Origin of the sequence: Bacillus cereus group sp. Bc010 (assembly GCF_027716745.1) — a bacterium.
GTDB classification, from domain to species: Bacteria; Bacillota; Bacilli; order Bacillales; family Bacillaceae_G; genus Bacillus_A; species Bacillus_A pacificus.
In genome coordinates this window covers 1-14,774 of sequence record NZ_JAQFUY010000038.1, presented here as the reverse complement: position 1 = coordinate 14,774, position 14,774 = coordinate 1, and the positions used below count along the sequence as shown (strand labels likewise).

Below are 14,774 nucleotides of genomic sequence, written 5' to 3'. Positions count from 1 at the left end.
AGAAATATATCACACAATTTCACGAATAATTGTTTATTTACAGAATCTTTACACATTCTATACACTCACATTAAAATTCTCTTCCTATATTTGATATGCTTAATTGGTAGATAACAATAGAAAAGGTGAATGATATTGAATCAAAATCAAATTGTAACTTTAAACATCTTATTAACAAGTGATATACATGGTACCGTTTATCCAATTCACTATCAAGATAACTCCAAAGCTGAAATTGGTTTAGCTAAAATTTCTACTCTTATAAAAAAAGAACGTTCCGAAAATAGAAACGTCCTATTAATTGATAATGGTGACTTCATACAAGGAACACCCTTTACTTATCATTACGCTACATATGAAAAAGATAAGAAAAACCCAATGTCATTAATAGCAAACTATTTACGTTATGACGCTGCAGTGATTGGGAATCATGAATTTAATTATGGACTGGACGTATTAAATCATGCTATTTCTACTGCCAACTTCCCGTATTTATCAGCAAATATTTTAGATAAAAACAGCAAAGAATCTTATTTCGGAAAACCATATATAATAAAACAGATTGAATCAAATATAAAAATTGCTATTTTAGGGATGACAACGCATTACATTCCAAATTGGGAACAACCCCATCACATTAAAGACTTACAATTTGAAGATGCGTTAGAAACAACAAAAAATTGGGTTTCTTACATTCGCGAACACGAGAAACCAGATTTACTGGTCGTAGCGTATCATGGGGGATTTGAACGCGATTTACAAACTGGAGAACCGACTGAAGTTTTAACAGGTGAAAACCAAGGGTATGCAATGTGTCATGAAATTGAAGGCATAGATATTTTATTAACAGGCCATCAGCACCGAAAAATTGCTCAAACAGTGGGTAATGATGTAACAATTTTACAGACTGGATGTAATGGACATTCAGTTGGAAAAGTAACTATAACATTTGAAAAAATGAAACAAGAGTGGGTAAAAAAAGAGAGTTATTCAGAACTATTGGCTGTGCAAGAAATCGAGGCAGATCCAAATGTTCTTTACTTGGTAGCCGATTATGAAGAGAAAACACAAAAATGGCTTGATCAACCTATTGGAATCATCCACGGTGACATGCAAATTTCAGATGCTATGCAAACTCGTTTGAAAGACCATCCTTTTATTGAATTCATAAATAAAATACAGATGGATATTGCTAATGTTTCCATTTCTTGTACAAGCCTATTCCATAATACATCTCCAGGTTTCCCGGAACATGTAACAATGCGTGACATCGTTTCTAATTATATTTATCCAAATACATTAAAAGTAATTAGAATAACTGGCTCAGATATAAAAGATGCTCTCGAACTCTCTGCTTCTTATTTCACATTAAAAGAAGATGGATCTATCATCGTAAACCCTACCTTTATAGAACCAAAGCCGCAACACTATAATTACGATATGTGGGAAGGAATTTCGTACGTATTAAACATTTCAAAACCAATTGGCGCAAGAGTAGAATCTTTACAACATAAAGGCACTCCTCTTAATATGAACGAAGAATATGACGTCGTTATGAATAATTATCGCACAAGCGGCGGAGGGAACTTCTTTATGTTTCAAAATAAGCCCGTAATAAAAGACATCCCAACAAATATGTCTGAACTTATCGCTAACTATATATTGAAACATAAAAAGATAGAAGCAACCGTTAATAACAACTGGGAAGTTATTAAATAAATAAAAAAGATGGGCTTCGCCCATCTTTTAGTTTAATTTTGCATTATCTTGCTTTTTTAAAGCTTTTAATTTCGCCGGTGTAACATCAGTACCTTGTTCGTTAACAACTTTAATTCCTTTTAGTTCGTTTAACATATTTTGACGAAATCCTTTTAAATATTGTTCACGTAGCGATTGACGCTCACGTTGTTCTTCTTCAGTTAAACCTTCAGCTTTTGCTTTTTTCGCTAAGAAGTTAATGCGTTCAACGAGTTCGTGACTAAGCATCTCGAATCCCCCTTCTACTCAAAACTGATTATTATCATACAATAGTTACTCTTCTTTATCAAGCAATTGCTTTGTATACTCTACATATCTACGATGTACCGTCGCTTTTGAAACATTATGACCAAAGCCACGTAGTGTTGCTGCAATTTCTTCGAAAGTAAGTTCACTCTTACGCAAACGTACAATTTCCTCAATTGGCACTTCTTTCTTCTCTCGTCCTACACTTAAATGACGATTCTTTAAATTATTTTCTGGACGATAGCCTTTTTCTACTGCTCGTTGCATACCACGTTTAATTTTTAAATTATGAATCTTTCTTTGATACTCTTCAACAATACCAATAATATCTAATACCATTGAATCAGAATCCGACAATTGCAATTCACCATTATGTGTATGCGTATATACTTTTATTCCTTCTTTATGTAAACAGTGCATTAACGCAATCTTTGCATTCCCCCTACCAAGGCGCGTTTCATCTTGTATAAGTAGCACATCAATTTGTTCGTCTCGAATTGTATCTAGCACTTCTAATATGCCGTCACGTTCAATTGTATAGCCACTAGCCTGTTCCTCAATCACCTTAGTAACATTCATTTGATAGCGCTCCGCTAAATGCAATAATTCATCTTTTTGACGTAATAATGATGTTTCTTGTGCTTCTTTTGTTGTACTCACACGCGCATAAATAATTGCATTCATTATGAACCCCTCTTTCTCACTATAATTTCCCTTTAGTGTAACATAAATTCGCCTTTTGTTCGAACTTATGTTTGTAGAATGTTTTTTCACATGTTATACTTATTAATAAGAAAAATGAAAGAAAACGAGGTGTTAGAAAACATGGAAAAGTTAACGAAACGCCAGCAAGACATTCTCGACTTTATTAAGCTAAAAGTACAAGAAAAAGGATATCCACCTTCCGTACGTGAAATTGGTCAAGCAGTCGGCCTCGCTTCTAGTTCTACAGTGCACGGACATTTATCAAGATTAGAAGAAAAAGGATACATTCGACGCGATCCAACAAAACCACGCGCAATTGAAATTTTAGGTGAAGACCGAATGGATACAGAAACACAATCTGTTATTCAAGTTCCAATTGTCGGGAAAGTTACTGCTGGATTACCAATTACAGCAGTCGAAAGCGTTGAGGAACACTTCCCTCTTCCAGCTAGCATTGTCGCAGGAGCAGATCAAGTGTTTATGTTACGTATTTCTGGAGATAGTATGATTGAAGCTGGTATTTTCGATGGAGATTTAGTTGTTGTTCGCCAACAACAGTCTGCATATAATGGTGAAATTGTAGTCGCTTTAACAGAAGATAATGAAGCAACTGTTAAACGTTTCTATAAAGAAAAAGACCATTTCCGTCTACAACCGGAAAATTCTTCATTAGAACCTATCATTTTAAAGCAAGTGTCCGTTATCGGTAAAGTAATTGGCGTATATCGTGATTTACATTAAGAATATAAAAGAAGATAATTACCTTATTGATATACGGTAATTATCTTCTTTTTTGTATTTTGATAGATTTTCATACATTCTATTTCTTATGAACGCGTTTCAATCGTCACATCGCCCGCAGCTGTTTTACCGCTAATCTTTTTACTCCCATTACCAATCGTTACGTCTTTATTTTCTTCATTAAAAATTGTTACATCCCCGGCAGCACTTTGCCCAGTAATTACCGCATCTTTTGGTTTTTCCGATAAAGTAATATTTATATCTCCCGCAGTTGAACTTGCTTCTAGATTATACATAGAATCATGATCTAGAATATTTATTTCCCCACTGGTCGTTTTTGCAGTCACTTTCCCTATTACTTTTTTAAAGTTTACTTCACCAGCTTTTGTAGATCCCTCCACATTCTTAGCCGTTACATGTTTCAAATCCACTTCTCCAGTAAGTGTTCTAGCACTTACACGTTCACTTTTCACATCACTTATTTCAATTTGTCCAGCAGATGAATTTACTTTTACATCTTGGTAAGAGCGTTCAGGCACAAGGAGAGTCAATGTAGACGTTTGAAACCTAAAATCGTAAAAAGAAAAATCAAATGAAGCATCTTTTTCTCTTTCCCCAATGATTTTTAATGTGTCACCATCTTCAGTAATACGAATCTCTTGTTTACGCGCATCTCCTGATTGCTTTACATAAAAAGAAGCGTCAGGAGATTTTTGGACAACAATATCCCCGACATCTAACTTAACTTCTATATTTTTTAGTGTTTCATTTTTAATTTTATCTTCTTTGTTTCCTTCTTCTGCAGCTTGCACTGCTTTTTCATATGTTTGTGAAATCCCAATTACTCCAATAATGATACAAGCGATTGCTGCTAACAAGATTTTTTTCATCATCTACTCCCCTTTTATCATTTTGAAGTTCCATATTACATAACGTACACAAAGCCTTTTAAACCACTTCGTACTATAATAAGCGATTATACATAACAACAAACCTACTCCAACAAAAGTTATACTAACGAATAAATCTAACCATATAAAAGTGCCCATAAATACTTTTCCAATTACGAAAAATGGTGTCACTACACTAGCAATCCCACCGACCCAAAAAGAAAATATAAAAGCAATAATTGCAAATAACGGGCCTAACACAATAATGAAATTAAACAAACTAAGTCCAATCGCCGCCATGACAGCTCTTGTCACATTTGAAGTTGATGGATCTTTTTTCATTTCATCGAAACGATACATCGCAAGCAATTCTTTTGCAATTACTTTCGGAGAGCCAAGCCCCTTTATTATTTCCGATTCAGTTTTTCCCTCTTCTATCCCAAACTGAAAATGCTCTTCATAATCAAATAAAATATCTTTTCTCTCTTCGTCCGGTAACTTTCTAAGGTGACTTGATAATTCCTTAAGAAACTGTTCTTTACTCATCCCATTCCACCCCTTCAATAATTTCTTGTACACCTTTCGCAAAATCACGCCACTCTGTTACTAACAAATTCAGTTGCGTTTCCCCTTGCTCAGTTAGTTGATAATATTTGCGAGGTGGTCCTTCCGTAGATTCTTTTAAATACGTTTGAAAATATCCTTCCTTCGTTAAACGGCGTAATAAAGGATATACTGACCCTTCCGATATTAAAAATTTATTTGAGATTTGCTGAACAAGTTCATAACCGTAACAATCCTTACGTTTCACAAGTGCCAGTACACACAGTTCTAACACACCTTTTTTAAACTGAACGTTCAAGTGCAATCCCCCTTTCTCATTTCAGTACTGTTCAATACACGGTACCTTCCTTATCCATAATATACCACTTAGTACTATTTATTGCAAGGTACTATATTTTTAAACACCCGAACTTTAGTATTAAACATATTCAATACCGAACACAACATATCATACAATTTTTTAAACCCATAGATATTACGCATGTTACTTTTACTTATCCACCCTTTTGGAACACAAAGTAATTCGAATTTCACCACGTTACATTAAAGATATGGAATAGAAATTCAAATACCGTCATATTTTTTCAGGCATCTATTCAATTCATTTCAACTAACACCTATATTATCGACAAATAAAAAAGCCCTGATACCGTAGTATCAGAGCTTCCTCACCTCTTAGTATAGAGACATATATTGATCGCGTTCCCATTGGTGAACTTGCGTGCGGAAGATATCCCACTCAATTTCCTTCGCTTCGATGAAGTGCTCAAGTAAGTGATCTCCTAATGCGTTACTAATTACTTCATTAGATTGTAATGTAACTAAAGCTTGCGCTAATGTTGCCGGTAAATCAACGATACCTGCTTCTTCGCGCTCTTCTTTTGTCATTACGTAGATGTTACGATCTACTGCAGCTGGTGGAGTTAATTTGTTTTTAATTCCATCAAGACCTGCTGCTAATAATGTTGCCATTACTAAATATGGATTTGCAGCTGGGTCAACACTACGTACTTCTACGCGTGTGCTAATACCACGAGATGCAGGGATACGTACTAATGGACTACGGTTTTGTGCAGACCATGCTACGTAACAAGGAGCTTCGTATCCAGGTACTAAACGCTTGTAAGAGTTTACAGTTGGGTTTGCTACCGCTGTAAATGCTGGTGCGTGTTTTAAAATACCTGCGATGAAGTGACGAGCGTCATCACTTAATTGTAAGTCACCGTTTTGATCATAGAATACGTTCTCACCATTTTTGAATAGTGATAAGTTACAGTGCATACCTGAACCGTTCACACCGTATAATGGTTTTGGCATAAATGTTGCGTGTAAACCGTGTTTACGAGCAATTGTTTTTACAACAAGTTTGAATGTTTGAATGTCATCACATGAACGAATTGCATTTGCATATTTGAAGTCAATTTCGTGTTGCCCTGGAGCAACCTCATGGTGAGACGCTTCAATTTCAAAGCCCATTTCTTCAAGTTCAAGAACGATATCACGACGACAGTTTTCCCCTAGATCCATCGGCGCAAGGTCGAAGTATCCACCGTTATCGTTTAATTCTAATGTCGGATTTCCTTTTTCATCTACTTTGAATAGGAAGAATTCTGGCTCTGGTCCAAGATTGAAATCTGAGAATCCTAAAGCTTCCATTTCTTTTAATACACGCTTTAAATTGTTACGTGGATCCCCTTCAAATGGAGTGCCATCTGCATTGTAAATATCACAGATTAATCGAGCTACTTTACCTTTTTCAGCTGTCCAAGGGAAAATCACCCAAGTATCTAAGTCTGGATATAAGTACATATCAGATTCTTCAATACGTACGAAACCTTCAATAGAAGATCCATCAAACATCATTTTGTTATCAAGAGCTTTTGTTAATTGGCTCACTGGAATTTCTACGTTTTTAATTACCCCTAAAAGGTCCGTAAATTGTAAACGGATATACTTTACATTCTCTTCTTTCGCCAAACGGAAAATATCTTCTTTTGTGTACCTAGCCATTATAAATTCCTCCTTAGTCCCTCTAAACACCTTCAGAATCAGTTCTCTTTAGTGAAAAAATCTTGAAATATCACCTTGTCGCAATGAAGTTCGATTAAATCTACCTGTATGTTGTAGTTCATCTCGAAGTATTTTGCGAAGCTCAGTTTTTGAAATTTCTTTCGTTTCTTCTTTTACTTTCACTGCTTCTGTTTGATTTTCTTTCATTAGTAACACTTGTTTAATACCAGCCATATTCAAGCCTTGATCTAATAAATCTTTAATCTCTAACAACTTATCTACATCGTTAAATGAGAATAATCTACGATTCCCCTTTGTACGGGTTGGAGAAACAAGATTATGCTCTTCATAGTAGCGAATTTGACGTGCAGATAATTGTGTTAAATCCATAACAATACCAATAGGAAACAGCGGGGCAGAACGTCTATCTTCTTTCATCGTTTCAGTTCCTCCTTCGCCTTAACTGCTTCTCATTTTATACCATGTTATGTTTAGTGTCAATAGATGTTAGCTTTTCTTACATGATTTTTTTAAAATTTTTTCATTCTTTTTTCTAATGAAATAAATCATTACTTTCACGCAAAAAAAGCTGTCGAAATCGACAGCTTCCCTTTAAGAAATTGTTAATAATTCTTTTTCAATTAATGCATCAATTGCAGAACAAATCGCAATCTTCACATGCGAATAAGTTAGCCCACCTTGTACGTAAGCAACATAAGGCGGACGAATTGGACCATCAGCTGACAATTCAATACTTGCACCTTGAATAAACGTTCCCGCAGCCATAATTACATCATCTTCATACCCCGGCATATAATTGGCATATGGAGTGAAGTGAGAGTTAATCGGAGATGCATATTGAATTGCTTGGCAGAATGCAATCATGCGATCTTTGTCATCAAATTGAACAGATTGAATTAAATCCGTTCTTGGTGCATTCCACGCTGGTGATGTATTCATTCCTAACTTTTCTAAAAATGCAGCTGTAAAAATCGCACCTTTTAGCGCTTGTCCTGCTACATGCGGCGCTAAGAAGAAACCTTGATACATTTCTTGCAGACTGTATAAAGATGCCCCTGCTTCCGCACCGATTCCTGGAGATGTTAAACGATATGCACACGCTTCAACATACTGTTCTTTACCAACAATGTAACCACCAGTTTTAACAATTCCCCCACCCGGGTTTTTAATAAGCGAACCTGCCATTAAATCTGCACCAACATGACATGGCTCTTGCTCTTCAATAAACTCGCCATAACAGTTATCTACAAACACGACAACATCCGGTTTAATTTCCTTAACAAACGCTATCATCTCTTTAATTTGAGAAATAGTAAACGACGGACGAGTAGCATAACCTTTTGAACGTTGAATTCCAATCATCTTCGTATTACTATGAATGGCAGCTGCAACAGCTCTAAAATCAACTAGCCCCTCTTCAGTAAGCGGAACTGCATTATAACCAATATTATATTCTTTGAATGATCCTACACCTTTTCCACGTACACCAACAATTTCTTCTAACGTATCATACGGCTTACCCGTGATATACAATAACTCATCTCCTGGACGTAAAATACCGAATAGCGCTGTTGAAATTGCGTGAGTACCTGAAATGATTTGCGGACGAACAAGACCAGCTTCCGCTCCAAATACATCTGCATACACTTTTTCTAACGTATCACGACCAATATCATCATAACCATAACCTGTCGTCGGAATAAAATGTGAATCACTAATTTTATGTTTACGGAAACTTTCTAACACACGAAACTGATTACTTTCAATTACTTCATCCGCACGTTTATGTACTTCTGTAATTTGACTCTCTACTTCTTTTACGATTGGAGCAATTTTTTCTCCATTTTTCAAACGATCAAACATTTTTATTTTCTCCTTCTTCCACTAAAAATCTCTTTAATTGTACATTAAGCGATGAATGAGCAAAAATATCCCCCGCGCAATCATATACAAATTTCTCTTCCAAAAACTCCATTTTCGTTAATAGCGTCTCTGTCTTTAATAGAGTTAATAACTTACCTTCACTCGGAGGAATTTTCACTTGATAACAATTCATTTCTTCCTTCATTTTCGTTTCTATCGCTTCTTTTATATGTAATAGATCATTTTCTTCAAAAGCACTAGTCATTAAGAAGTTACTTTTCGGAAACGGAATAAAGTTTTGATGTAATTCATCTTTTTTATTATATAACGTAATAATAGGAATATGATTGATTTCGAGTTCTGACAATAATTGTTTTACTGTTTTCTCATGCCCTACATAATTCGGATCTGCAGAATCCACAACATGTAAAATAACATCCGCTTCACCAGCTTCTTCTAATGTCGAGCGGAATGCAGCAATTAATGATGTAGGTAAATCTTGTATAAAACCAACCGTATCAGTTAGTAATACTGTATAACCAGAAGGTAACGGCATCTTCCTTGTTGTCGGGTCTAGCGTTGCAAACAACAAGTTCTCTTCAAATGTATCAGCTTCCGTTAATCTATTAAACAACGTAGATTTCCCCGCATTTGTATATCCTATTAACGAAACTTGAAATACTTTATTATCTTTTCTTCTCTCACGATATCTTTTTCGATGTTCCACAACAACTGCAAGTTGTTTCTTTATTTCATCAATCCGTGATCGAATATGACGACGATCCGTCTCAAGTTTCGTTTCACCTGGCCCTCTCGTTCCAATACCACCACCAAGACGTGATAAAGACAACCCTTGCCCCATAAGACGCGGCATTGTATATTGCAACTGAGCTAATTCTACTTGAAGCTTCCCTTCTCTCGACTTCGCACGTTGCGCAAAAATATCTAATATAAGTTGCGTTCGATCAATTACCCTCGCATCTAATACTGAGGATAAATTCCGAATTTGACTCGGTGTTAATTCGTTATTAAATACGATAACATCCGGTTCTAATTCTTCAGTTAACATTGTAAGCTCTTCTAATTTACCTTTACCTATATAAGTCGCTGGATGAAACTTCGGTCGTTTTTGCGTTGTAGACACTAACAATTCTGCTCGTGCAGTTTTCGCTAATGATGCAAGTTCTTTCATGGAATGCATAAATTTTTCATCATCATCTTGCGGCAATTGACAGCCCACTAATATGACTTTCTCTTTTTCTTCCATCAAATATGTTCACTCATCCTTTTCGAAATTTAAACCTTCTAATATAATAGCAGAGAAAGCACATTTCATCTAGTTAGCGGGGGAGAAAATTCATGGCATGGGAGATTTTTAGCATCATAGGCACAATTGCTTTCGCATTAAGCGGGGCTATTGTTGCAATGGAAGAGGATTATGATATTTTCGGGGTGTATATTTTAGGAATGGCAACCGCATTTGGGGGAGGTGCCCTTCGTAATTTATTAATCGGTTATCCGATTGTCGCGTTTTGGCAACAAGACATGTTATTCCAAATCGCACTTTTATCAATGACGATTATTTTTCTTTTTCCAAATAAATTAATTAGACACTGGAAAAAGTGGGAAAACATCACTGATGCTATCGGCTTATCAGCATTTGCCGTACAAGGGGCATTATACGCTCAAAAATTAAATTTACCAATTAGCGCTACAATCGTAGCAGCCGTTTTAACTGGCATTGGAGGCGGTATTATCCGCGATCTTTTAGCCCGTAGAAAACCTCTCGTTCTTCGAGCTGATGTATATGCTTTTTGGACGATTCTGGCAGGTTTCTTAATTGGCGCTCAAATTATTGTTAGCGATTGGGCTCTATACACCTTATTCATTTTAATTGTTTGCTTCCGCATGGTTTCTATTCATTACAAATGGCATTTACCGCATAGACGCATCGACACAAACGAACGTTCAATGCATAAATAGCAATCCAACCTCTTTACAAATCGTAAAGGGGTTTTTCTTTTCTAATGAGTTTTTCTTTACAGAATGTTTATACTAATCCTCAAAGCGAGGTGAATACAAATGACAAACCATGTGAATAAAGGGGCTCAAAAAAGCTCAGTAGGTCAAATTGGACACGACCCTAATTCCGCACACGAAAAAAGTGCTAAAATGGAACGATTCCATAAATCTTATCAAGAAAAAGCAAAAAAGTAATAGAAGCACTTATACAGAAAAACAGACGCACAGTTTACGTACTGTGCGTCTCCTCTTCAAGCATCAAATCACTGCTTGATATTCCAATCAAATCATATTTATCATATGCATCCTCTTGTAACAACCGCATAGCTTGTGTACGAATCGATTTTTCAACAATATTCCGGACATATCGTCCATTACTAAAGGATGTAATTTGCGATGAGTACTTTACAGCATGTAAATGATCTCTAAATTTCCATTCAGCCTCTTTCGATAACTGATATTCACGTTCTTCATACATCCTCTTCCCTATTTCTAACAACTGATTTACTGAGTAGTCCGCAAACTCAATTATAAATGGAAAACGAGATTGCAGTCCTGGATTCAATGAAAGAAAGTGATTCATCTCTCTTGAATATCCAGCTAAAATCAATACAAAACCGTGTTGTTTATCTTCCATATGTTTTACGAGCGTATCAATTGCTTCTTTTCCAAAATCTTTTTCTCCCCCTCGGGCTAATGAATATGCCTCATCAATAAACAAAATTCCTCCCATTGCTTTTTTTATTAAATCTCTTGTTTTTTGAGCTGTATGACCGATGTACTCTCCTACAAGATCCGCACGTTCAGCTTCAACTAAGTGCCCTTTTGATAGAATATTCATCTCAAATAATAATTTCCCTATCATTCTAGCAACAGTTGTCTTCCCTGTACCTGGATTCCCTTTAAATAACATATGAAGTACTTGTTTCTCAGACTTCAATCCTATTTCTTGTCTTTTTTTATTCACATAAATCCAAGCATATATTTCTTTTATTATCTTTTTTATATCATCCATCCCAACGAGTTTTCCCATCTCTTCTTCAATTCTTTGCAGCATCTCATGTTTCGTAGTAGTTTCACTTGAAATTACTGTTTTCTTTTCTGCAGCCGTTAAAGAAATTTTCTTTCGATGATTTAACACAATGTTAATTTGATTATTATTTTTCTTTCGCATCGATTGTTCCATACAATCACCTCATTTTATCCACTCACCAAATATTATTATTCTTGTCTCCTTTGCAAATGACTATTTTCAGAAAAGTTTGCTATAATAAAAGAAATAATGAAGGTGGTGGGACTATGGAGACAACGGAATTCCATGATACAATACAAGCCTTTTCTATTTTTTTATTGAATAAAGGCCGAAAACCTTCAACCATTAAACGTTATGTTTATGACATTGAAGATTTCGGACATTGGTTAGAAAAAAACAAAAAGCTCCCTTCCAGTAATATATGGGCTACACTTTGTACAAAAGACTACGAAGATTACTTTTCCGACTTAAAAAAGAATCGACATTACTCAGAGAAAACGATGCACCGTGTATTCATTGTATTAAATAGAATGCATCACTTTCTAAATATTCCTAACCCATTAAAGAACATGGAAATGTCTATTCAACCAGACCGCACACTCCGCAATGAAGATTTCATTTCATCTGATGAAGAAAAAAGATTAAAATATATAGTCACTTCATTAGAAGGACTTTCAGAAAAACAACGTCCTGTACGCCCTTTATTGATGGATCGTAATATCGCTATTTTAAATTTATTAACTGACTATGGATTATCCTTACAGGAACTTACAGCATTAACTATGCATCACGTCCACTTTGAAACTAACACGTTATCTATACCTGCAACCGCAGGAGTAGAAAGAACAATTACATTAACTAGCGAAGACAAAAAACAACTATATACTTATTACAAAAGTATCCCTGAACCCGTTCGTCCAAAATATCATAGTAATGATCCATTATTTGTCGCATTCGATTTTAATCGTGGAACATACAGATGGGTATACGAAAATGATGCACCAAAGGGATTAACAGAAATCGCTATCCAAAAAATGATTCGCCTTGAAGTATCCAGAGCTAATTTACGCAAAGGAATCTCAGGACAACACTTTCGTAACACCTATATTTTAAACTTAATAAAAAAAGAAACTCCGGAGTCAGAAATTATAAAGCTAGCTGGCTTCAAGTCAAAGATTTCACTAAAACGATATTATCAATACGCAGAAAATAGAAAAAACGCCTTATCATAAGGCGTTTTTTCTATTTTTTCTTCAAACAAACGATTTTACTATGACCATTTAACTAATTTTTGCATCTACTATGATGAGTTTCGTTCATATCCTCATAAGAAAGGAGAGATTTAATGTCTCATTATAACGACAGTCAGAACAAATTCTCCAAACCATGCTTTCCAAGTAGCGCTGGACGAATTCCAAATACTCCATCAATCCCAGTTACTAAAGCACAACTTAGAACATTCCGCGCAATCATTATCGATTTAACAAAAATAATCCCAAAACTTTTCGCAAATCCATCTCCCCAAAATATTGAAGATCTAATTGATACATTGAACCTACTAAGTAAATTTATTTGTTCACTAGATGCTACTTCCTCCCTGAAAGCACAAGGGTTAGCTATTATTAAAAACTTAATAACTATATTAAAAAATCCAACTTTCGTAGCAAGCGCTGTATTTATCGAGCTTCAAAATCTAATTAATTATTTACTATCCATTACAAAACTATTCCGAATTGACCCTTGCACACTTCAAGAGCTTCTTAAATTAATCGCAGCATTACAAACCGCTCTAGTTAATTCTGCTTCATTCATTCAAGGACCTACTGGACCTACTGGGCCAGCAGGGGCTACCGGTGCTACTGGACCTCAAGGACCTCGGGGTAATACAGGCGCTACTGGCGCTACCGGATCTCAAGGACCAGCGGGGGCTACCGGTGCTACTGGACCTCAGGGGCCTCAAGGTAATACAGGCGCTACTGGTGCTACCGGGTCTCAAGGACCAGCGGGGGCTACCGGTACTACTGGACCTCAAGGGCCTCAAGGTAATACAGGCGCTACTGGCGCTACCGGATCTCAAGGACCAGCGGGGGCTACCGGTGCTACTGGACCTCAAGGGCCTCAAGGTAATACAGACGCTACTGGTGCCACTGGACCTCAAGGTATTCAAGGGCCAACGGGCGCTACTGGTATAGGAGTTACAGGACCTACTGGACCTTCTGGTGGGCCTCCTGGACCTACTGGACCTCAGGGACCTCAAGGTAATACAGGTGCTACTGGGGCCACTGGACCTCAAGGTGCTCAAGGACCGGCGGGTGCTACTGGTGCTACTGGACCTCAAGGTGTTCAAGGGCCAACGGGCGCTACTGGTATAGGAGTTACAGGACCTACTGGGCCTACTGGACCTAGCTTCCCTATAGCAACAATTGTTGTAACAAACAACATTCAACAAACAGTACTACAATTTAATAACTTTATCTTCAGTACTGCAATTAACGTAAATAATATTATCTTTAATGGCACAGACACAGTTACAGTTATCAACGGTGGTATTTATGTAATTAGCGTATCCATCTCTACAACTGCACCAGGATGTGCGCCACTCGGAGTAGGAATTTCAATAAATGGAGCAGTTGCAACTGACAACTTCTCTTCAAATTTAATAGGCGACTCACTTTCATTTACTACAATCGAAACATTAGCTGCAGGAGCAAACATTTCTGTCCAATCTACTCTTAACGAGATTACGATCCCTGCAACAGGAAACACTAACATTCGTCTAACTGTATTTAGAATCGCTTAAATTTCACTATTTATTGTTTATGGCAAATAAAAAAAGAGCGAGAATGGTATTATCCCCTTTAGGTAGACAGTAAAAAAAGAGTCCATCTGGTATGATGGACTCAATACTGTTTTATCTGGAG

At 36.3% G+C, this 14,774-nt stretch carries 16 protein-coding genes; 6 read left to right on the top strand and 10 right to left on the bottom strand.

Annotation, left to right across the window (positions count from 1 at the left end; all coding sequences use genetic code 11):
* Positions 1-135: 135 nt before the first annotated feature.
* Positions 136-1,719 (top strand): bifunctional metallophosphatase/5'-nucleotidase, encoded by a 1,584-nt coding sequence (locus PDQ68_RS24890; protein WP_061182994.1) that lies wholly within the window; start codon positions 136-138, stop codon positions 1,717-1,719.
* Positions 1,720-1,746: 27 nt separating this feature from the next.
* On the opposite strand, the gene PDQ68_RS24885 is transcribed toward PDQ68_RS24890, so the two are convergent.
* Positions 1,747-1,986 carry a DUF896 domain-containing protein gene (locus tag PDQ68_RS24885; RefSeq protein WP_000948565.1) on the bottom strand — a complete coding sequence of 80 codons (240 nt, stop codon included), beginning with the start codon at positions 1,984-1,986 and terminating at the stop codon, positions 1,747-1,749.
* Between the two features lie 45 nt (positions 1,987-2,031).
* Positions 2,032-2,688, bottom strand: coding sequence for a YneB family resolvase-like protein (locus tag PDQ68_RS24880; RefSeq protein WP_000991471.1), 657 nt, complete (start codon positions 2,686-2,688; stop codon positions 2,032-2,034).
* A gap of 141 nt (positions 2,689-2,829) precedes the next feature.
* On the opposite strand from PDQ68_RS24880, the gene lexA reads away from it, so the two are divergent.
* Entirely contained in the window at positions 2,830-3,450 is a 621-nt protein-coding gene (gene lexA / locus PDQ68_RS24875) for a transcriptional repressor LexA (protein WP_000413738.1), read from the top strand.
* Between the two features lie 86 nt (positions 3,451-3,536).
* On the opposite strand, the gene PDQ68_RS24870 is transcribed toward lexA, so the two are convergent.
* The 7 genes from PDQ68_RS24870 to hflX form a co-directional block, all read right to left on the bottom strand.
* Positions 3,537-4,343, bottom strand: a complete 807-nt coding sequence (locus PDQ68_RS24870; RefSeq protein WP_000976104.1) for a DUF4097 family beta strand repeat-containing protein — start codon at positions 4,341-4,343, stop codon at positions 3,537-3,539.
* Complete coding sequence (locus PDQ68_RS24865; RefSeq protein ID WP_061182993.1) at positions 4,344-4,886, bottom strand: DUF1700 domain-containing protein; 543 nt, start codon at positions 4,884-4,886, stop codon at positions 4,344-4,346.
* Entirely contained in the window at positions 4,879-5,202 is a 324-nt protein-coding gene (locus PDQ68_RS24860; RefSeq protein ID WP_001102620.1) for a PadR family transcriptional regulator, read from the bottom strand. The genes PDQ68_RS24865 and PDQ68_RS24860 overlap by 8 nt, the downstream gene beginning before the upstream one ends.
* 377 nt (positions 5,203-5,579) lie before the next feature.
* A complete protein-coding gene (glnA, locus tag PDQ68_RS24855; protein ID WP_000135330.1) occupies positions 5,580-6,914 on the bottom strand; it encodes a type I glutamate--ammonia ligase in 1,335 nt (444 codons plus the stop codon).
* A 48-nt stretch (positions 6,915-6,962) separates the two neighbouring features.
* Positions 6,963-7,352, bottom strand: a complete 390-nt coding sequence (gene glnR / locus PDQ68_RS24850; RefSeq protein ID WP_000656783.1) for a transcriptional repressor GlnR — start codon at positions 7,350-7,352, stop codon at positions 6,963-6,965.
* A 174-nt stretch (positions 7,353-7,526) separates the two neighbouring features.
* Entirely contained in the window at positions 7,527-8,798 is a 1,272-nt protein-coding gene (locus tag PDQ68_RS24845) for a methionine gamma-lyase family protein (protein WP_000460298.1), read from the bottom strand.
* Positions 8,791-10,065, bottom strand: a complete 1,275-nt coding sequence (gene hflX / locus PDQ68_RS24840; protein WP_061182497.1) for a GTPase HflX — start codon at positions 10,063-10,065, stop codon at positions 8,791-8,793. Before hflX ends, PDQ68_RS24845 begins: the two co-directional genes overlap by 8 nt.
* 92 nt (positions 10,066-10,157) lie before the next feature.
* Between hflX and PDQ68_RS24835 the strand changes: the two genes are divergently transcribed.
* Together PDQ68_RS24835 and PDQ68_RS24830 are read left to right on the top strand one after the other, a co-directional pair.
* On the top strand, positions 10,158-10,781 hold the full coding sequence (locus PDQ68_RS24835) for a trimeric intracellular cation channel family protein (protein WP_000312265.1): 624 nt from the start codon (positions 10,158-10,160) through the stop codon (positions 10,779-10,781).
* Positions 10,782-10,880: 99 nt separating this feature from the next.
* Positions 10,881-11,015 (top strand): hypothetical protein, encoded by a 135-nt coding sequence (locus PDQ68_RS24830; RefSeq protein ID WP_000181496.1) that lies wholly within the window; start codon positions 10,881-10,883, stop codon positions 11,013-11,015.
* Between the two features lie 34 nt (positions 11,016-11,049).
* On the opposite strand, the gene spoVK is transcribed toward PDQ68_RS24830, so the two are convergent.
* The gene (gene spoVK, locus PDQ68_RS24825; RefSeq protein ID WP_061182496.1) at positions 11,050-12,006 is read right to left on the bottom strand and encodes a stage V sporulation protein K; all 957 of its coding nucleotides are present in this window, start codon (positions 12,004-12,006) and stop codon (positions 11,050-11,052) included.
* Positions 12,007-12,119: 113 nt separating this feature from the next.
* Between spoVK and PDQ68_RS24820 the strand changes: the two genes are divergently transcribed.
* On the top strand, positions 12,120-13,085 hold the full coding sequence (locus PDQ68_RS24820; RefSeq protein WP_061182495.1) for a tyrosine-type recombinase/integrase: 966 nt from the start codon (positions 12,120-12,122) through the stop codon (positions 13,083-13,085).
* 113 nt (positions 13,086-13,198) lie between these two features.
* On the top strand, positions 13,199-14,653 hold the full coding sequence (locus PDQ68_RS24815) for a Gly-Xaa-Xaa repeat protein (protein WP_270787047.1): 1,455 nt from the start codon (positions 13,199-13,201) through the stop codon (positions 14,651-14,653).
* Positions 14,654-14,774 lie beyond the last annotated feature (121 nt).